This window comes from Glutamicibacter sp. FR1, assembly GCF_047300825.1.
In the GTDB taxonomy this organism is placed as follows: domain Bacteria; phylum Actinomycetota; class Actinomycetes; order Actinomycetales; family Micrococcaceae; genus Glutamicibacter; species Glutamicibacter nicotianae.
This window is the reverse complement of record NZ_CP178602.1, coordinates 1,758,902-1,778,178: the sequence shown is the minus strand read 5'-3', so window position 1 is coordinate 1,778,178 and position 19,277 is coordinate 1,758,902. Positions and strand designations below refer to the sequence as shown.

Sequence of the window (19,277 nt, the reverse complement as noted above, 5' to 3'; positions counted from 1 at the left end):
GCTCGATGGCACGCGCCCAAGCAAATCCGGGTATCTCATGGCGGGAACTGCGCCCGCAACCGCTGATCCTGTTGACCGGTTCAGAAGATTACCTCGCTTCACGCGCCTTCGAGCTGCTGCGCTCCCAAGCCGGCCAGCGGGACGACATCCAGTACACGCGTCTTGACGCGTCCAAGTACGAGCCGGGAGAGCTGCTCATGGCCACCAGCTCCTCGCTGTTCTCCACCGCCAACCTGGTCGAGGTCCACGAACTGGCGCACATGAACGAGTACTTCCTCAAGGATGCGATGGCCTATCTGCAGGACCAGGCACCCGAGAATGTGCTGATCATGCATTATTCGGGCGGCACCCGCGGCAAGAAGCTGATAGACGCGATCAAGGCCGCCGGCGCGGTGGTCGTCAACTGCCAGCCGGTGAAGAAGGACTCCGAGAAGATCGACTTCGTCCAGTCCGAATTCAAGGCAGCCAAGCGCCGGATTACCAATGACGCGGTCAAGGCCCTCGTTGCCGCAGTCGGCAATTCGCTGGCAGAGCTCGGTTCGAGCTGCTCCCAGCTGATCGCCGACACCACGGGAACGATTGACCAGGATACCGTTGACAAGTACTACGGGGGGCGGGTCGAAGCGACCGCGTTCAAGGTGGCCGATGCGGCGATTTCGGGCAATGCCCAGCTCGCGCTGCGCACCTTGCGCCACGCGCTGGGTACCGGAACCGACCCGATTCCCATTGTGGCCACCTTGGCGATGAAGGTCCGCCAGATCGCCAAGGTCGCGGGCGTGAATGAACCTGCTGCTGCCCTGGCCTCCGAATTGGGGATGGCTCCGTGGCAGGTGCAGCAGGCGCAGCAGCAGGCTCGCGGCTGGAAGCGCGGCGATCTGGCCCTGTGCGTCGAGGAAATCGCGAATACCGACCGCATGGTCAAGGGCGGCAGCCGTTCACCCGGATACGCCCTGGAACACGCCATCATGTTTATTGCTGGCAAGGCACCAAGCCGCTGATCCCTGTCGGATTCAGGTGGGGGCGCGCACGATGCATTCGTGCGCGCCCCCACTGTGTCCGCTTCCGCGAAGTCTGCCACGCGTCCCTGATCCGGGAAAGCCGCGAAAAGCAGTTTTGGGCAAAACAAAACCCCCGCACTCGATGAGCGCGGGGGAGTTGATGAAGTCTAAGCTCGGCTTAGAGGGCGTTAACCTTCTTGGCGATGGCCGACTTGCGGTTAGCAGCGTTGTTCTTGTGCAGAACACCCTTGCTTACAGCCTTGTCGAGCTTCTTGCCAGCCAGGCGCAGCGCCTCGGTTGCCTTGTCCTTGTCGCCGGCGGCGATTGCCTCGTTGACGTTGCGGATCACGGTCTTGACCTCGGAACGGACAGCTACGTTACGCAGACGTGCCTTCTCGTTGGTCAGGTTACGCTTCTTCTGGGACTTGATGTTAGCCACTTTAATAAACTCTCTCGTTTATCGTTTTATACGGTCGGTAGAGGGTTCATCCTCCAGGCCATCGACTGAGCGGTGTGGGGCACCTATGGCGACCCGAAGGGGGCGTGTTGCCCAACCTGCGCAACACACAAGGATTAACTCTATCAGATACAGAGCCCGGCAACGAGTGCCTATGCGAGTTCGTTTAGGGCGTTCACCACATTCGAGAAGCGTTCGCGGTCCAGAATGGCGCCTTCGCGGCGAACACCCCGTTCGTCTACTCGAATGATGCGATCAAGCTTGACCTCACTAGGGCGACGCTCGCGGTCCCAGTCCCCGGTACCAATATCCATGTAATTCCGATCGCGGTGACCCGGATTATTCCGGTCCTTGCTGGTTAGCATGAGCCCGAGCAGCCAACCGCTATCGCGTCCAACAATCAGCACCGGTCGATCTTTGCCTCTCGAATAGTCTTCTTCATAAGGAACCCAGGTCCAAACGATCTCGCCTGGATCAGCATTGCCATCCTTGGACGGGTTGTACTCGTAGTGAACCTTGCCACGGTAATCGCCCGGGTATCCGGCACCCCTTGGCACATGCTGCACGGTGGATGCTGCTGGAGATTCTCCACTAGCACTCCGATTCCAACCGTTCGGGCGATTGCGAGCTGGGGAACTGCCGGTCGAATTCGCGCGGATCTTGTTGATTTCCTTGATCGCGCGCATGACCATGCTAAATATCTTCTGCGGATTCAGTGCCATGCACGACAAACTACCAGTTCTAAGCTGTCGAAATATGTGATGACGCGGAAATCATGACAGAATGGAAGCTAATCCAACTATGTCTTTTAGTCAGCTAGTGAGGTCTGTTTAGGTGTCTCCATTGGCCCGCACCGCTCAGGTGCCTGCCGCGACCGATCCGTCGCTCATCCGTAATTTCTGCATTATTGCCCATATCGACCACGGCAAGTCGACCCTGGCCGACCGGATGCTGCAGCTGACCGGCGTTGTTGCTGCCCGCGACATGAAGGCCCAGTACCTCGACCGCATGGACATCGAGCGCGAACGCGGCATCACCATCAAGTCCCAGGCCGTGCGCATGCCCTGGGCCGCCGAGGACGGCACGACGTACGCGCTGAACATGATCGATACCCCGGGGCACGTCGACTTCACCTATGAAGTGTCGCGTTCGCTGGCCGCCTGCGAAGGCGCGATCCTGCTGGTCGACGCAGCCCAGGGCATCGAAGCCCAAACCCTGGCGAATTTGTACTTGGCGATTGAGGGCGATCTGACGATCATCCCGGTGCTGAACAAGATCGACCTGCCTAACGCGCAGCCGGAGAAGTACGCCGCCGAGATCGCCAACCTGATCGGTTGCGAGCCCGAAGACGTGCTGAAGGTTTCGGGCAAGACCGGCGAAGGCGTCGAGGCGCTGCTTGACGAAGTCATCAAGCAGCTGCCGCCGCCGGTCGGCGAAGCCGACGCACCGGCCCGTGCGATGATCTTTGACTCCGTCTATGACACCTACCGCGGCGTGGTCACCTACGTCCGCGTGGTCGACGGCAAGCTCACTCCTCGTGAGAAGATCCAGATGATGTCCACCGGCACCACCCACGAGCTGCTGGAAATCGGCGTATCCTCGCCGAACCCCGAGCCCACCAAGGGCCTTGGCGTCGGCGAGGTAGGCTACCTGATCACCGGCGTGAAGGACGTGCGCCAGTCCAAGGTCGGCGATACCGTCACCAACTCGCTCAAGCCGGCCAGCGAATCCCTGGGCGGCTACGAAGAAGCCAAGCCGATGGTCTTCTCCGGCCTGTACCCGATGGACGGGACCGACTACCCGGCACTGCGTGATGCGCTGGACAAGCTGCAGCTCAACGATGCCGCACTGACCTACGAGCCGGAAACGTCCGTCGCACTGGGCTTCGGCTTCCGCGTGGGCTTCCTGGGCCTGCTGCACCTGGAAATCACCCGCCAGCGCCTGGAATCCGAATTCAACCTGGACCTGATCTCCACCGCGCCGAACGTGGTGTACGAGGTCATGGGCGAAGACAAGCAGATGATGACGGTGACCAACCCTTCGGAATTCCCCGATGGGAAGATCCTCGAGGTGCATGAGCCGATGGTCGCCGCCACCATCCTGGCGCCGAGCGAATTCATTGGTGCGGTCATGGAGCTGTGCCAGTCCCGCCGCGGCACCATGCGCGGGATGGACTACCTCTCCGAGGACCGCGTGGAAATGCGCTACCACCTGCCGCTGGCCGAGATCGTGTTCGACTTCTTCGACCACCTCAAGTCCAAGACCCGCGGCTACGCTTCGCTGGACTGGAAGGCCGACGGCGAGCAGGTTGCAGACCTGGTCAAGGTCGACATCCTGCTCCAGGGCGACCAGGTGGACGCATTCTCCGCAATCACCCACCGCGACAAGGCCTACTCCTACGGCACCATGATGACCACGAAGCTGCGCGAGCTGATCCCGCGCCAGCAGTTCGAGGTGCCGATCCAGGCAGCCATCGGTTCGCGCATCATTGCTCGCGAGAACATCCGCGCCATCCGCAAGGACGTGCTCGCCAAGTGCTACGGCGGCGACATCAGCCGCAAGCGCAAGCTGCTGGAAAAGCAGAAGGAAGGCAAGAAGCGCATGAAGATGGTCGGCCGCGTGGAGGTCCCGCAGGAAGCCTTCATTGCAGCACTGTCCACCGACGAGCCGAAAAAGAAGTAAATGCCTTCAGTTCTGCCTGACGGCGATCCGGCTCCGGCCGATGGTCTGCTCCCTGCCTCATGCGCGCATGAGGCACAGGAGCGGACCATGTCCTTTTATGTTCATATCCCGTTTTGCACCGTCCGTTGCGGCTACTGCGATTTCAACACGTACACCGCCACGGAGCTGGGCTCCGGTTCCAGCCAAGCGACCTATGCTGCCACCGTCAGCAAGGAAATCAGCTTCGCCCGCGAGGTGATGGACCGTTCGGGCCAGCCGGATCGCGAAATCGAGACCGTCTTCTTCGGAGGCGGCACTCCCACATTGCTGCCCGCCGGCGACCTGGTTTCGGTGCTCGGCAGGATCCGCGACGAATTCGGCCTGAAGCCAGGTGCAGAAATCACCACCGAGGCCAACCCTGATTCGGTGACCCGCGAGAGCCTGCAGGAGCTGGCCGATGGCGGTTTCACCCGGGTGTCCTTCGGCATGCAGTCGGCGGTGCCGCATGTGCTCAAGGTGCTGGAGCGGACCCATGATCCGAAGCGGGTTCCGCAAGCGGTTGCCTGGGCGCGCGAGGCCGGCCTGGATGTCAGTGTGGATCTGATTTATGGCACACCGGGGGAGAGCCTTGAGGATTGGCGCACCAGTATCGAAGCCGCGCTGAGCTACGAGCCTGATCATATTTCGGCCTACGCGCTGATCATCGAGGAGGGCACCAAGCTCGCGGGCCAGATCCGCCGCGGCCAGGTGCCGAACATCGACGATGACGATCATGCCGAAAAGTACCAGATGGCCGATGAGATGTTTGCCGCGGCCGGTTTCTCCTGGTACGAGGTCAGCAACTGGGCCAAGACCGCGGCCAATGCGTGCCAGCACAACATCGCCTACTGGAAGGGCGGCGACTGGTGGGGTGCAGGCCCTGGCGCGCATTCGCACGTTGGCGGACTGCGCTGGTGGAATGTGAAGCATCCAGCCGCCTATCAGCAGCGGATCGACGCCGGAATTTCGCCGGGACACGGCCGCGAGTACCCGGATGCCCAAGCCGTGCAGCTGGAACGCACCATGCTGCTTACGCGCTTGAGCTCTGGAATGCAGATCAGCGAGCTCGATGAGACCGGGCGCAAGAAGATTGCCGGATTGCTCGCAGACGAGCTGATTGATGCCAAGGCAGCATTCTCCGGGACCTTGGTGTTAACGCAGCGAGGCCGGCTCCTGGCCGACCTCGTGGTGCGTAAACTGCTTGATTTCTGAGACTGGGTAGCTGGCGCTACTTCATCAGCCTCAGATTGAATCGATAGCGGTAGGGGCGTCCCTTGTTGGCCTGGATGGCGGCAAGGGCGCCGGAGACCGTCATGTAGACCCACAGGGCCACGGCCAGAACTGCAAAAAGCCAGCCGATCACCGGCAAGATCATCAGCACGTTGAACACGATGGCCAGAATGGTCAGCGGGAACGTGAAATTGAACGCTTCCTTGGATTCCTGTGCAGTGAATGGTCCGCGGTCACGGAATACGGCGAAGACGATTGCCGATGGAACACAACCCAAGATGGCGCCGAAGTGGGCCATGGTGGCCCACTGGCGGTCTTCTGAAGGAGTCAGCGGCAGCGCAGAGGTCCGGGAACCTTCGAAGCGGGAATTCTCCGATGGCTTCGTCTGGCGTGATGTCACTATTAATCCTTGTCTTGCTTAAGTGTGGTTTCTCTTATCATAGCGACCGCGGCTGAGCGGACGGGGAGATTCGCCGACAAATCTCCAACTATTAGTCAATCGTTAGGAAACCGTAATCTTCGGTCGTGAGAAAATCGATCAATTCTTCTATTCGGCCCAGCAGCTGCGGTTCAAGCTGCCCGTAATTCTGCACCGTCGACAACAGCCGCTGCCATCCGATGCCGATATCCTCTGCCGTAGCGTGCGGCCAGCCAAAGGCCTTGAGCACTCCGGTTTTCCAGTCGACCCCCTTGGGGATGACCGGCCACGCCTTGATGCCCAGGGTCGCAGGCTTGATCGCCTGCCACACGTCAACGTAGGGGTGGCCGAGGATCAGCACGTTATCGGCCGCGCCGGGAACCTGCATCGCCTCGGCGACAATACGCGATTCCTTGCTACCAGCGACCAGGTGGTCGACCAGGATTCCCAGACGACGCTGCGGCGACGGGGCGAAGTCGCGGATGGCGCCGGCCAGATCGTCAACGCCATGCAGCGGTTCGACGACAATGCCTTCGACACGCAAGTCGTGGCCCCAGACTTTTTCAACCAGCTCGGCATCGTGCTTGCCTTCAACCCAGATGCGGCTGGCCCTGGCCTCCCGGGCCTTCAGCCCCGCAACGGCACGCGAACCCGAAGCGGAAACCAGGTTCTTCGGCTCCGCGGCCTTGGCGACGGGCTCGACAATTTCCACCGGTTCCCCTTCGAGGAGGAACCCGAAGCCGGCTTGGAAGGAACGGCTCTTACCATGGCGGTCTTCGAGCGTGATCACGCGCATACCGCCGGACTTTTCGGTACGGATGACTTCTCCCACCCAACCTGAGGTGGCATCTTCCAGGATCATGCCACGTTCCACGGGGACCTGGCGGAGTTTTCGAGGTGCCGGTGCACTGAGATCTCGTGGTCCCCAGGAGTAATTAGCCACGTACTGCCTTTCGCTGTGATCGAATACGCTCGAAATCCAATGCTAGCAACAGCTGAACGTATTAGACTTGGCACTTGACAGGTTAGAGTGCCAAGGCTGGGCACAGGGAATCCAAGGAGGTGCTGTCATGTCGGAGCCACGACGCTTGGACGTTCTGCGTGCCATCGTGGAGGACTACGTCCAATCCCGTGAGCCGGTGGGTTCCAAAGCGCTCCTCGACCGCCACAACCTCGGCGTCAGCGCCGCGACGATCCGCAATGACATGGCTTTGCTGGAAGAGGAGGGGCTGATTGCCGCTCCGCATACTTCCTCCGGACGCATCCCCACCGAAAAGGGCTACCGCCGCTTCGTGGACGAGATCGGCGAACTGAAGCCGCTGTCGCGGGCCGAACGCGACGCCATCAACAAGATCCTGGATAACTCCACGGACCTCGACGAGTTGCTCAAGAGCACGGTGCGCCTGCTGTCACGATTGACCAACCAGGTGGCGATGATTCAGGTGCCGCACTATGACACCGCGTCATTGAAGAACCTCGAACTGGTGGGCTTGGGCCCAACCCAGGTGCTGATGGTGATGATCGCCTCCAACGGCACGGTGGACCAGCGGATGATGCCGGTCAAGCGTTCCTACAGCGATGACGAGCTGGGCGAGCTGAAGTCGTGGCTGCTGAATAATTTCGGGGGAGTGCAGCTGGCGGAGCTGGCCGGCCGGCTCGGCCGCATAGAGCTCAGCCCGGCACAGCAGGCCGACCCGTTGGTGGAGCATGTGATCGGCGCGCTGGAAGAAATGGCCCAAGCAGCCAATGCCCAGCGCATCATCATGGCCGGCACCGCCAACCTCGCCCGCGTGGAGGGGGACTTCCCGCTGAGCATCACCCCGGTGCTCGAGGCGCTCGAAGAGCAGGTGGTGCTGCTCAAGCTCTTCTCCGAGCTGGAAGCCGATTCTCGCGGGGTGGCCGTGGCGATCGGCACCGAGCACCACTATGGCCAGCTCTCGGATGCAGCAGTGGTCGCGACGACCTATGGCGCCGATGTGCGCAACAAGCTCGGGGTCCTGGGCCCCACCCGGATGAACTATCCGACCTCCATGGCCTCGGTGCGTGCGGTGGCACGGTACCTGTCGAAGATTTTGGCTAACTAGCCTCGCTGGGCACCAGCCCGGCACGAATGAAGTTTAAGAGTCTTAGGAAAGGACACGGCGAATAACGTGAGCTCGCATTACGAGACCCTGGGTGTAGCCAAGGACGCGACCCCGCAGGAAATCAAGAGTGCCTACCGGAAGCTGGCACGTAAGCTGCACCCGGATGTGAACCCGAGCGATGAAGCTGCAGAGCAGTTCAAGCTGGTCACCCGCGCCTACGAAGTCCTTTCCGACCAGACCAAGCGCGCCAACTACGACGCCACCGGCGATGAGAACGGCAACGGCCACCCGGGCTTCGGCGGGGGCCAGGGCTTTGGCGGCTTCGGCGACATCTTCGAGCAGTTCTTCGGCGGCGGCCAGGGCCAGGGCCCGGCATCGCGCACCCAGCCGGGCCGCGACGCGCTGATCACCATCACCATCGACCTAGAGGACGCGGTCAAGGGCACCGTGTACCCGCTTGAGATGGAAACCGCCGTCACCTGCAAAACCTGCATCGGCTCGTGCACTCGCGAGGGCACCAGCCCGGTCACCTGCGACATCTGCCATGGTGCAGGCCAGGTCCAGCGTCCGGTGCGTTCCTTCCTGGGCCAGATGATGACCGTGGAAACCTGTGCTGCCTGCCGCGGCTTCGGCACCACCATCCCGGACCCCTGCCTGGAGTGCAACGGCGAAGGCCGCGTGCGCGAGCACGTCTCCAAGTCGCTGAACGTTCCTGCAGGTGTCGACTCCGGCACCCGCATTCAGCTGCGCGGCCAGGGCGAAGCCGGTCCGGGCGGCGGCCCGAACGGCAACCTGTTCGTCGAGGTCGACGTGCGCCGCCACAAGGTGTTCGAGCGCTCCGGCACCGACCTGCACGCCAAGATGAGCCTGCCGATGACCGCCGCGGCCCTAGGCTGCGAGCTGAAGCTGGAAACCTTCGACGGCGAGCAGGCCATCAATGTCGAGCCTGGCGCCCAGGATGGCGACACCGTGACCCTGCCGGGCCTCGGCGTGCCGCGCCTGCGCGGAGGCAAGCGCGGGGACATCATCGTGCACCTGCAGGTGGAGACCCCGACAAAGCTGGACTCTGCGCAACGCGAGCTGCTCGAGCAGCTGGCCAAGCTGCGTGGCGAGGAAATGACGGCCGGCCGTGTCGAGCATTCCGGCGGCATGTTCTCCCGCCTGCGCGACAAGCTGAACCAGCGCTAGGTCATGAGCAACCACAGCTTCGTCATCGACGCCCAGCAGGGCCAGGATGCCTCTGTCGGCGACGTGCTCGAGCTCGACGGCCCCGAGGCGCACCACGCAGTCACCGTCAAGCGGGCCGCCGCCGGCGAGCAGCTGGACCTGCTCGATGGCAAGGGGCTGCGCCTGACCGTGGAGGTCGTCGCCACCGCCAAGGATCTGCTGCGCGTCAAGGTCCTGCGGCGCACCGAGGAAGCCGTCAGCGACCACCCGGTCACCCTGGTCCAGGCCCTGTCCAAGGGGGACCGCGACCTGCAGGCTGTTGAGGCCGCCGTCGAGCTTGGCGCCCTGGCTGTGCGCCCTTGGCAGGCCGACCGGTCGATCGTGCGCTGGAACGCGGCCAAGGTCGAGAAGGCCATGACCAAGTGGCGTGCCCAGGTGCGCTCAGCGCAGAAGCAGTCCCGCCGCGCCTATGAGCCAGAGGTACTGGACCCGATGGGCTCCAAGGAGCTGGCCAAGGCCATTGCCGAGGATGCCGCGCGCGGCGCTCTGGTCCTGGTCCTGCATGAGCAGGCTGCGGATTCGGTCGCGGGGCACGTGCAGTCGTGGCTCGCCGAGGCGCAGCCCGGCCAGGAGGTCATCATGATCGTCGGTCCGGAAGGCGGCGTCTCGGACACGGAACTGCAGTCCTTCGTGGATGCCGGTGCGCATGCAGCCCTGCTCGGCCAGCACGTGCTGCGCGCTTCGACCGCCGGTCCGGCGGCACTAGTCTTGATCCGCCATCTGATCGGCGAGATCTAGCTTCATGCAATCTTGCGAGCATCGAAAGTGCTCCGTGCAAGCCTAGGGCGCGCCTGCGCTCGGCTTGTGCGGAGCAATTCTGCTTTTGGCGGGCACGCAAGTTTCTGCACCTCGACCTGGCATGGCCCAGGCGACCGCCATCCGGCTCGACGTGCAGGATCTTCGTTCGCCGCAGTGCATCCCATGGTTGTGAAGGCAGTTTCGCAGGCAGCCTGAAGCGGGAAAATTCGGCGCTATCGCGCCATTAGTTGCCGTTCGCGGGACAGGGATCGTTGCCTTTCGCAACCACGTCAGGGCCGCTGCAGGAAACCGGGAACCGTCCGGCAACAGTGGCGGTACGCTACTCGACGCGGAAGTCGCTGATGACCTTGCCGACCAGATGCTCTGATCCAGTTTCAAGTCCCCAGAAGGTTAGGCGGTAGGATCCTGCACGCAGATCGGTGGTCAGTGTGAAGGAACCGTCGTCCTTGATCTGCCCGGGATTGACCTGCTTCTGCGCGGTCATCACCGTGAGCTTGCCGTCGGCGTCCTTGCGCTGCAAGGAGTAGAAGGTGCCGATATCGAACTGGGTGGTTCGGCCATTGATCTTGATCGAGCCGTTTTTCAAGGTCGCGCCGAACTGCGGATCAATGATCCAGATCGGTGCAATGAAGTCCGCATCGCGTGCGTAGACATCCTTGAGCCGGAATCCGTCGAAGACCGTCGCGTTGGCTTGGCCGTCCACCAGGATGCGGACCGTCGGGGCGGTATCCCCGACAACCAGGCCAGCGCTGGCGGCTGCTGCCGTGGCGGTGAAGACGAGCTGCTGGATGGCCCGTTCGGAGAGTCCCTGATCCAGTCGGGCGCTGAACACCTTGGCTGGAAGATCCAGCGTGATGACATTCGCGTTGCTGATGGAAACGCCGATTTCATCGGTTGGCTTCAGATGGGTATAGCGCTTCGGCTTCATCGGGTCTGCGGTGAGCAGCGTCCAGATCGCATCGCCAATGGGTTCCTGATGGCGGGTGTCCTGGATGTATTCGCGGTACAGGTACACGCCGGTGTCCGTGTTTTCCAGCCAGTAGACCGGCAGGATGGCGGCCATGCCGACATCCTCGCCAGCGTCGGTGGCGCTCGGCAGGTTCAGCGATGCGGCCGCGGGGGTCGAAGGCATCTCATAGGAGCTCTCGCGATTCGTCAACCCGCAGCCTGCGGCGACGACGAGAGCGGCAGTGATTCCCAAAACGCCGAATCGACGTGGAATCTTCCGCAAGATCCTTGATTGCACTGCGAACCAATCCGTGGTGATTTATTGCTGTTTCGGCCCGCGGCAGTTGCGGAACCGCTCTCAAGCTTGCCATATTCGAGGCGGCTAACAGGCTAAAACTAGCCCAACTTACTAATCCGTAACCAAATCTATATGTTCGCCACATGCTCCTATTAGCATCATTCAAGAGTGCTTTCAGGTATTCCGGCTTACGCTGAGACCTGAATTTTCTCCGGATTGGCCTGAGACTCGATAGAATGGCAAGCACAACAATTCTCGAACACTACGAAGCTCGCAAAGGGGCGCCGCGCACTGCATGCAGGTTGAACAGAATAAAGCGACCGCGGACAACGGATCCGCATCGCTCACCATCAGTTTCGATACGGCTGAGCTCATGATTGCCACGCTGGGCCCCAATGACGAGCTATTGCGGATCCTCTCCGGAGCCTACCCGCATGTCAGCTTCCGCCCCAACGGCCAAGCCCTGGCCCTGGTCGGCGATCCCCAGCAAGTCCGCAAGGCCCAGCGAGTCACCGAGGAAGCGCGTTCGCTGGCCACCCGCGGCTCGCGCATGAGCGCCGAAACCATCGAGCAGATCATCAAGATGCTCAGCGCCGGCAACCCAGATGCGCCCACCGACGTCCTGGGCCTGAAGATCCTCTCGGGACGCGGACGCTCCATCCGGCCCAAGACTGTGAACCAGAAGAGCTATGTCGACGCCATCGAGGATTCGACCATCACCTTCGGCATCGGCCCGGCCGGCACCGGAAAGACATTCCTGGCCATGGCCATGGCCGTCGCCGCCCTGCAGGACAAGCAGGTCAACCGCATCATCCTGACCCGTCCTGCGGTTGAGGCGGGGGAGAAGCTGGGCTTCTTGCCCGGCTCGTTGACCGAGAAGATCGACCCGTACCTGCGTCCGCTCTACGATGCCCTGCACGACATGGTCAATCCGGAAACCATTCCGCAGCTGCTGGAAGCCGGAACCATTGAGGTTGCACCGCTGGCCTATATGCGCGGCCGCACGCTCAATGACGCGTTCGTGATCCTGGATGAAGCGCAGAACACCACCACCGAGCAGATGAAGATGTTCCTCACCCGCCTTGGGTTCGGTTCGAAGATGGTAGTAACCGGCGATGTCACCCAAGTGGATCTGCCGAACAATGCCACTTCCGGGTTGCGCATGGCCAGCGATGTCCTCGACGGCATCGACGACATCAGCATCTGCCGGCTCGACTCTTCGGATGTGGTGCGCCACCGCCTGATTGCCGACATCGTCACAGCCTACGACCGTTGGGATGACACCCGACGCAAAGAACACGACCGGGGACGCCGCAGCAAATGAGCATCGAAGTAAATAACGAAACCGAGTACGACGTCGACCTCCAGGACGTCAACGCCTTGGCCGAATCGGTGATGCGGGCCATGTTCTTGCACCCGGAAACCGAGGTGTCCATCGTTTTCATCGACGAGGAAGCCATGAGCGCCCTGCATGTCGAGTGGATGGACCTCGAAGGCCCCACCGACGTGATGAGCTTCCCGATGGATGAGCTGCGTCCGGGCACCGCCGGCGCGCCGGGGGAGAACGGCATTCTTGGCGACATCGTGATCTGCCCTTCGGTCGCCGAAGCCCAGGCCAAGGCCGGCGGGCACAGCACGCACGACGAGATCCTGCTGCTGACCACCCATGGCTTGCTGCACCTGATGGGCTTCGACCACATGGAACCAGCCGAAAAGGAAGAGATGTTCGCACTGCAGCGCAAGCTGCTGGAATCCTACACTGGCCGCCCAGCACCGAAGGAAACGGTGGAATAACCCGGTGGAAATCATCTTGCTGGTCCTGGCCCTGGTTTTCATGGCCTTCTCGGCCGTGCTGACCGCTGTCGACTCGGCCTTCTACGCGTTATCCCGGCACGCGGCCGAACGCCTGCGCGCCGAATCCAATTCCAAGTCGCTCTCCGCGATCCTGGATGAGGCGCAAAGCCACGCCCAGGCGGTGAAGTTCTGGCGCATCTGGTTCGAGACCGCTTCGGCGGTCGCCGTGGCCCTGCTCGTTTCCCAGTGGATCGAGAATGTGTGGCTGATCGGCATGATCTCCACAATTGCCATGGCCGCCCTGGGTTTCGTCCTGGTCAGCGTGTCCCCGCGGCGCTACGGGCGGTCCAACGCGCAGAAGGTCGTGCAGTCCACCGCCACCCTGGTCCGCTTCCTGCGCCTGGTCCTGGGGCCGGTCACCAACTGGCTGGCATCCATTGCCAAGGCGCTGAGCCCCGGCGGGGCGGATGGCGAGGGCTATCTGGGCAAGGAACGCCTGCGCGATCTGGTGGATCGCGCCTCCGAAGGCGAGGACCTGGACGAGGAATCGGCCGAACTGATCTCCTCGGTGATCGACCTGGAGGAGACCAGCGTCCGCTCCGTGATGGTGCCGCGCACCGACATGGTGGTGCTGGATGCTGACCATTCATTCCACAGCGCCATGGACCTGTTCATCGCCTCGGGCTTCTCCCGCATCCCGCTGATCGGCGAGGATACCGATGACATCCAGGGGATCATCTACCTCAAGGACCTGATCCGCGAAATCCACGGCCTGCAGCAGGCGCAGTCCCTGGCCGACCTGGCGCGCAAGGTCCGCTTCGTTCCCGAATCGAAGTCCGCGGCAGAGCTGATGCAGGAACTGCAGCAGGAGTCAATCCACCTGGCAGTGGTCATCGACGAATACGGCGGCACCGCGGGCCTGGTGACCCTGGAGGACCTGCTGGAGGAAATCGTGGGCGAGATCGACGACGAGTATGATCGTTCCCGGGCGGAACTGATCGAGAACCCCGACGGTTCGATCTTCGCCGTGGCAGCCGCATCCATTGACGATGTGGCCGACCACTTCGGCATGCACATCGAGGAAGAGGACGTCGATACCGTCGGCGGCCTGCTCTCTAAGGCCTTGGAATCCGTGCCGGTACTCGGTTCCACCGCTGATGTGCACGGCCTGCGCCTGACCGTGGTGGCCCTTGCTGGCCGCCGCAACCGCATCGGCAAAATCCATGTAGAGCGCCTGGAAGCAGACGCATCCGACCATATTGAGAACGACGAGGATTCCTCAGATGAGTGAGAACCAGAACCTGCTCGCCGCCAGCGGATGGCCCGAGGGCTTCCGCTCCGGCTTCACCTCCTTCGTGGGCCGCCCGAACGCCGGCAAGTCCACGCTGACCAATGCGCTGGTGGGCCAGAAGGTGGCCATCACCTCCGCCAAGCCGCAGACGACCCGCCACACCATCCGTGGCATCGTGCACCGCGAGGATGCGCAGCTGATCCTGGTCGACACCCCCGGCCTGCACCGTCCGCGCACCCTGCTCGGCCAGCGGCTGAACGACCTGGTCGCCGAGACCCTCTCCGAGGTGGACGCGATCGGCTTCTGCATCCCGGCCAACGAGAAGATCGGCCCGGGCGACCGCTACATCGCCACGCAGCTGGCGCAGCTGCAGCGAAAGCCGATCATCGCCCTGGTCACCAAGGCCGACCTGGTGGACCGCGAGCAGCTCGCGCAGCAGCTGATCGCCGTTGCCGAGATGGGCACCCAGAACTTCGGCGAGCAGGGCTTCGCCGCGATCGTGCCCGTGTCCGCGGTCAAGGAATTCCAGGTCGAAGAGGTTGCCAATGTGCTGGTCGAGCACCTGCCGGTAGGCCCGCCGCTGTACCCGGACGGCGAGCTGACCGACGAGCCGGAAGCCAAGATGGTTGCCGAGCTGATCCGCGAAGCCGCGTTGGAAGGCGTGCGCGACGAATTGCCGCACTCGCTGGCAGTGGTCGTCGAGGAAATGGTTCCGCGCGAGGGCCGCAGCGAGAGCAACCCGCTGATCGACATCCACGTTTCGCTGTTCGTCGAGCGCTCCAGCCAGAAGGCCATCATCATCGGCCGCGGCGGTTCGCGGCTGCGCGAGGTAGGAACCAATGCCCGTCGCGGCATCGAGAAGCTGCTGGGCACGAAGGTCTACCTTGACCTGCATGTGAAGGTCGCCAAGGATTGGCAGCGCGATCCGAAGCAGCTCGGACGCCTCGGCTTCTAGCCGTTTTCCGCCAAGCGATATATCGCCCCGGGAGGCCTCTAACCGAGGCCGCCCGGGGCGATGCTTGTCCCAGCGGCATGAGCCGCCCGCCAACCTGCAAATGAACGGAAAAGCGTACCTGCATGGCCACCACTCGACTGTTCTCCGTCCTGGTCGCCGGGGCACTGCTGCTTGCCGTCGGGGCGGCGCTCGCGAATCCCTGGCCGTTCCTTGCTGGGGTTCTTGCCGTGTGCGGGTTGCTGCTGCTCGTGGCCTGGCCGGCCTTCTGCATCGTCGTCGAGATCCGCACGACACGGCGGCGAAAGCGGGGGCTGGATATTTCGCCTCGGCTAACCGCGGCGCAGCGGGCAATCGCAGCGATCCAGGCGGTGACCATGTTGATCCTGCTTCCCACGATCGTCCTCGGAGGACTCGCCGCCTATTGCCTGCTCACGGCCGACGAGGACACCGGCCAGGGCGTGTTCAAGATCGCCGTGGGCACCGGCTCGCTGCTGTTGGCCGCCGTGCCGCTGTTGTTTTTCGCTCACGGACGCTCGCCCTTCATGCTCCGTCTTGCCGGTGTCGGGGTGGCCTTGTTCGGTGCCGGCGGGCTCGGAGCTGCAGCGCTCGGCGACCGCGACGGGGGCGCCGGTGGGGGAGAACTGGTAATGCTGGTGGCGGGCCTGGTGATGATCTGCGCAGGTGCTTGGCTGGCCGTCACCGGCCGGAACCGGTGGCGGCGCGACTGAGATGCCACGCCGCCGCTGGCTGCGTCCCGAAGCAGCAGCACGCTACTTGGCCAGGCGCTTGACGATCTGGCGGGCCACCAGCCGGTCCATGCCCGGAAGATGCGTGGAGTTCACAATGATTCGCCGTATCCACAGTCCCAGCTGGTTGCGCGGGAGGAAGCTGTTGGCCGCACGGCGCCCTGAAGCCTGGGCGGTGGCGATCTTGGGCCGCATCGCCTGCTCGTATCGGGCGAGGGCCGGCTTCAGCTGCCCGGGATCGGTGACGCCGCCCACGGCATCGCCCAAGGCCGCGGCCGCGCAGACAGCCATCGCCCCGCCCTGCCCGGCGAGCAGCGACACCGCGGCGGCTGCATCGCCGATCAGCACCACCGGGCCGGCATGCCAGGAATCCATCACCACCTGCGCGACGGCATCGTCATACGGATCTTCCGGGCATTGCATCAGCAACCGGTCCACCTGCGCACCGCAGCCTGCGAAAATACTGCGCAGCCGATCGCGGGCCGACCCGAGCGGCGCCCCGTGTTCATGGCGGTAGACCAGGAATGATGCGACCTCGTCGCTGCGCAGCCCATAGATGCCCGCGGTGCGGTCAACCGTATCGGTCAGCACGAAGCGGTTCTTGTATTGCCGGTTCAGCTCCGGATCCCGGACGATGAAGGCCGCCGCCCTCATCCCCAGGGGGCGCAGGACTTCGGTTTCCGGCCCGAAGAACCTGGCCCGTACTGCGGAATGGATCCCGTCGGCGCCGACCAGCAGATCACCAACCTCTGGCTGGCTCTGCCCCTTGATGCCCACGTGGACCTGTTGGCCACGGACTTCCAGCCGATCGATATCAACCCCGTAGCGCAGGTCCAAGCGCGAGGCGTCGACCTCTTTCAGCGCTTCTCGTGCGGCGGCTTCCATGTCCGGACGCAGCAAGGTGAGCACCTTGCCGCCGGCAAGATCGGAGAACTTCGAGTAGTCCAGCGACGCTGTCGGCTTGCCCCGCCGGTCTACATACTGTGCTGCCTGCACTCGGTGGGCGGCCTGGGCCAGATAGGGGTACAGCCCGATGCGCTCGGAGGCTTCGATGCCCGGGCCGAAGAAGTCCATCATGTACCCGTCGGGGCGCGGGGCAGCCGACCGCTCGAGCACCAGCACATTCCAGCCGGCAAGCCCGAGCTGCCGGGCCGCGACGAGCCCGGCGATGCCCGCGCCGATGATGATCGCCTTCATTGCTGGACCTCCTGCGGGCTGTGGCGTGATGGTGCCCATTCTTCGCCTGCGCTGCCTTCATGTCCACCGCTGTTCGCCACCGGGATGTCCAATATGTGACACGCATGCGAAATAAGTTTCACCTGCCTGAGAAGCGCGGTGCTATGCTCATCTCGTGCATTTCGACCTTCTACTACTACTCAGCCGCTGCGAGGATCCAAAGGACCGCTAGTGGTCTACAGGCCGACCCCTCGTCGCGGAGTAGCTCTTGTCTGGCCCCACAAAGTAAGCACTATTTTTGTCTAGGGGACCCACAGAAATGCAGAACATGCAGAAATCTTCGAACATGCCAATCCACAAGTATGTTCCATTCCAGGACCAGATCGAGGTCAATCTGCCCGATCGCACCTGGCCCGACAAGTACATCACCAAGGCCCCGCGCTGGTGCGCGGTCGACCTGCGCGACGGCAACCAGGCGCTGATCGACCCGATGAGCCCCGAGCGCAAGCACAAGATGTTCGACCTGCTGGTCCAGATGGGCTTCAAGGAAATCGAGGTCGGCTTCCCATCGGCGTCGCAGACCGACTTCGACTTCGTGCGCCAGCTCATCGAGCAGAACCGCATTCCCGAGGACGTCACCATCCAGGTGCTCACCCAGTCGCGCGAACACCTGATCGAGCGCACCTACGAAGCCCTGGAAGGCGCCAAGCAGGCTATCGTGCACCTGTACAACTCCACCTCGATCCTGCAACGCGAAGTCGTGTTCCGCCAAGATGAGGACGGCATCGTGGACATCGCCGTCCAGGGCGCACGGCTGTGCAAGAAGTACGAAGAGCAGCTGACCGGCACCAAGATCACCTACGAATACTCGCCGGAGTCCTACACCGGCACCGAACTGGAATTCGCCAAGCGCATCTCCGAGGCCGTCGCCGAGGTGCTGGAAGCCAGCCCGGAGAACAAGATGATCCTGAACCTGCCGGCCACCGTGGAAATGGCAACCCCGAACGTGTACGCTGACTCGATCGAGTGGATGCACCGCAATCTGGCCAACCGTGATTCGATCATCCTCTCGCTGCACCCGCACAATGACCGCGGCACCGGCGTCGCAGCCGCAGAGCTGGGCTACCTGGCCGGCGCGGACCGCATCGAAGGCTGCCTGTTCGGCAACGGCGAACGCACCGGCAACGTCGACCTGGTGACCCTGGGCATGAACATGTTCGGCCAGGGCGTCGACCCGCAAATCGACTTCTCGGACATGGACCACATCCGCCGCACCGTCGAGTACTGCAACCAGCTGCCAGTGCCCGAGCGCAGCCCATATGGCGGCGACCTGGTCTTCACCGCCTTCTCCGGCTCCCACCAGGATGCGATCAAGAAGGGCCTGGAAGCGATGGAAGCCAAGGCTTCGGCTGAAGGCAAGGACATCAATGACCTGGTCTGGGCTGTTCCGTACCTGCCGGTCGATCCGAAGGATATCGGCCGCTCCTACGAAGCAGTGATCCGGGTCAATTCGCAATCCGGCAAGGGCGGCGTGGCCTACTTGCTGAAGAACGACTACAATCTGGATCTGCCGCGCCGCGCGCAGATCGAGTTCTCCGGCGTCATCCAGCGCAAGACGGATACCGAGGGCGGCGAGATCTCCTCGCAGCATATCTGGGATGTCTTCCAGGACGAGTACCTGCCGGTCAGCGAGGATTCGGGAATGAACTCGTGGGGCTACTACCAGATCGCTTCAGCCACCGCGGCTTCGGCAGAGGATGGCAGCTTCCGCCTGGATACCAAGCTGATCATCGACGGCGTGGCCCATGAGCGCAGCGCCCAGGGCAACGGTCCGGTCTCCGCACTGGTCAAGCTGCTCAACGACGATGGCGTGGATCTGCGTGTGCTGGACTACTCCGAACATGCCATGAGCGAAGGCGGCAACGCCCGCGCCGCGGCCTTCGTCGAATGCGCCGTGGGCGACCGCATCCTCTGGGGCATCGGCCTGGACACCAATACCAACATCGCGGCGCTGAAGGCCGTGGTCTCTGCGGTCAACCGCGCAATCCGCGACAGCAAGTAGGCAGCCGGCAGAACCTGCCGTCAGCAAAACGCCACGGCCAGCCCACTCAGCTGGCCGTGGCGTTTAGTCCTGCACGGCGTTCTCGGCCTTTCTGCCCGGTTCAAGTCGAGGTGTGCCTCGAACCCTTTGGATTC

The 19,277-nt window shown here is 62.9% G+C and carries 18 protein-coding genes; 12 read left to right on the top strand and 6 right to left on the bottom strand.

Annotated features, from left to right (window positions below):
* The first annotated feature begins 5 nt into the window (after positions 1-5).
* Positions 6-998, top strand: a complete 993-nt coding sequence (gene holA, locus ACLQ8T_RS08630; protein ID WP_413454415.1) for a DNA polymerase III subunit delta — start codon at positions 6-8, stop codon at positions 996-998.
* Between the two features lie 178 nt (positions 999-1,176).
* Here holA and rpsT read toward each other — a convergent pair whose 3' ends face one another.
* Both rpsT and ACLQ8T_RS08620 read right to left on the bottom strand, forming a co-directional pair.
* Entirely contained in the window at positions 1,177-1,437 is a 261-nt protein-coding gene (rpsT, locus tag ACLQ8T_RS08625; RefSeq protein WP_038991103.1) for a 30S ribosomal protein S20, read from the bottom strand.
* 170 nt (positions 1,438-1,607) lie between these two features.
* Complete coding sequence (locus ACLQ8T_RS08620) at positions 1,608-2,177, bottom strand: type II toxin-antitoxin system PemK/MazF family toxin (RefSeq protein WP_204722179.1); 570 nt, start codon at positions 2,175-2,177, stop codon at positions 1,608-1,610.
* A 112-nt stretch (positions 2,178-2,289) separates the two neighbouring features.
* On the opposite strand from ACLQ8T_RS08620, the gene lepA reads away from it, so the two are divergent.
* Both lepA and hemW read left to right on the top strand, forming a co-directional pair.
* On the top strand, positions 2,290-4,137 hold the full coding sequence (gene lepA / locus ACLQ8T_RS08615; protein ID WP_413454414.1) for a translation elongation factor 4: 1,848 nt from the start codon (positions 2,290-2,292) through the stop codon (positions 4,135-4,137).
* On the top strand, positions 4,138-5,367 hold the full coding sequence (gene hemW / locus ACLQ8T_RS08610; protein ID WP_413454413.1) for a radical SAM family heme chaperone HemW: 1,230 nt from the start codon (positions 4,138-4,140) through the stop codon (positions 5,365-5,367). It begins immediately after the preceding gene.
* A 16-nt stretch (positions 5,368-5,383) separates the two neighbouring features.
* Here hemW and ACLQ8T_RS08605 read toward each other — a convergent pair whose 3' ends face one another.
* The gene (locus ACLQ8T_RS08605) at positions 5,384-5,785 is read right to left on the bottom strand and encodes a DUF4870 domain-containing protein (protein WP_128470272.1); all 402 of its coding nucleotides are present in this window, start codon (positions 5,783-5,785) and stop codon (positions 5,384-5,386) included.
* 91 nt (positions 5,786-5,876) lie between these two features.
* The gene (locus ACLQ8T_RS08600) at positions 5,877-6,746 is read right to left on the bottom strand and encodes a DUF3097 domain-containing protein (RefSeq protein WP_413454412.1); all 870 of its coding nucleotides are present in this window, start codon (positions 6,744-6,746) and stop codon (positions 5,877-5,879) included.
* 127 nt (positions 6,747-6,873) lie between these two features.
* On the opposite strand from ACLQ8T_RS08600, the gene hrcA reads away from it, so the two are divergent.
* The 3 genes from hrcA (at position 6,874) to ACLQ8T_RS08585 (ending at position 9,852) form a co-directional block, all read left to right on the top strand.
* On the top strand, positions 6,874-7,887 hold the full coding sequence (hrcA, locus tag ACLQ8T_RS08595) for a heat-inducible transcriptional repressor HrcA (RefSeq protein WP_413454411.1): 1,014 nt from the start codon (positions 6,874-6,876) through the stop codon (positions 7,885-7,887).
* A gap of 66 nt (positions 7,888-7,953) precedes the next feature.
* Positions 7,954-9,075, top strand: coding sequence for a molecular chaperone DnaJ (dnaJ, locus tag ACLQ8T_RS08590; RefSeq protein WP_413454410.1), 1,122 nt, complete (start codon positions 7,954-7,956; stop codon positions 9,073-9,075).
* A 3-nt stretch (positions 9,076-9,078) separates the two neighbouring features.
* On the top strand, positions 9,079-9,852 hold the full coding sequence (locus ACLQ8T_RS08585; RefSeq protein ID WP_413454409.1) for a 16S rRNA (uracil(1498)-N(3))-methyltransferase: 774 nt from the start codon (positions 9,079-9,081) through the stop codon (positions 9,850-9,852).
* Positions 9,853-10,192: 340 nt separating this feature from the next.
* On the opposite strand, the gene ACLQ8T_RS08580 is transcribed toward ACLQ8T_RS08585, so the two are convergent.
* Complete coding sequence (locus tag ACLQ8T_RS08580; protein ID WP_413454408.1) at positions 10,193-11,104, bottom strand: GerMN domain-containing protein; 912 nt, start codon at positions 11,102-11,104, stop codon at positions 10,193-10,195.
* A 310-nt stretch (positions 11,105-11,414) separates the two neighbouring features.
* Between ACLQ8T_RS08580 and ACLQ8T_RS08575 the strand changes: the two genes are divergently transcribed.
* The 5 genes from ACLQ8T_RS08575 (at position 11,415) to ACLQ8T_RS08555 (ending at position 15,887) form a co-directional block, all read left to right on the top strand.
* On the top strand, positions 11,415-12,443 hold the full coding sequence (locus tag ACLQ8T_RS08575) for a PhoH family protein (RefSeq protein WP_204722163.1): 1,029 nt from the start codon (positions 11,415-11,417) through the stop codon (positions 12,441-12,443).
* The gene (gene ybeY / locus ACLQ8T_RS08570; protein ID WP_413454407.1) at positions 12,440-12,913 is read left to right on the top strand and encodes an rRNA maturation RNase YbeY; all 474 of its coding nucleotides are present in this window, start codon (positions 12,440-12,442) and stop codon (positions 12,911-12,913) included. The genes ACLQ8T_RS08575 and ybeY overlap by 4 nt, the downstream gene beginning before the upstream one ends.
* 4 nt (positions 12,914-12,917) lie before the next feature.
* Positions 12,918-14,204 carry a CBS domain-containing protein gene (locus tag ACLQ8T_RS08565; protein ID WP_204722159.1) on the top strand — a complete coding sequence of 429 codons (1,287 nt, stop codon included), beginning with the start codon at positions 12,918-12,920 and terminating at the stop codon, positions 14,202-14,204.
* Positions 14,197-15,159 carry a GTPase Era gene (gene era, locus ACLQ8T_RS08560; protein WP_204722157.1) on the top strand — a complete coding sequence of 321 codons (963 nt, stop codon included), beginning with the start codon at positions 14,197-14,199 and terminating at the stop codon, positions 15,157-15,159. Before ACLQ8T_RS08565 ends, era begins: the two co-directional genes overlap by 8 nt.
* Positions 15,160-15,281: 122 nt before the next feature.
* Positions 15,282-15,887, top strand: coding sequence for a hypothetical protein (locus tag ACLQ8T_RS08555; protein ID WP_413454406.1), 606 nt, complete (start codon positions 15,282-15,284; stop codon positions 15,885-15,887).
* A gap of 42 nt (positions 15,888-15,929) precedes the next feature.
* Here ACLQ8T_RS08555 and ACLQ8T_RS08550 read toward each other — a convergent pair whose 3' ends face one another.
* Positions 15,930-17,102 (bottom strand): FAD-dependent monooxygenase, encoded by a 1,173-nt coding sequence (locus tag ACLQ8T_RS08550; RefSeq protein ID WP_413454405.1) that lies wholly within the window; start codon positions 17,100-17,102, stop codon positions 15,930-15,932.
* A gap of 298 nt (positions 17,103-17,400) precedes the next feature.
* On the opposite strand from ACLQ8T_RS08550, the gene leuA reads away from it, so the two are divergent.
* The gene (gene leuA, locus ACLQ8T_RS08545; protein ID WP_204722151.1) at positions 17,401-19,143 is read left to right on the top strand and encodes a 2-isopropylmalate synthase; all 1,743 of its coding nucleotides are present in this window, start codon (positions 17,401-17,403) and stop codon (positions 19,141-19,143) included.
* Positions 19,144-19,277 lie beyond the last annotated feature (134 nt).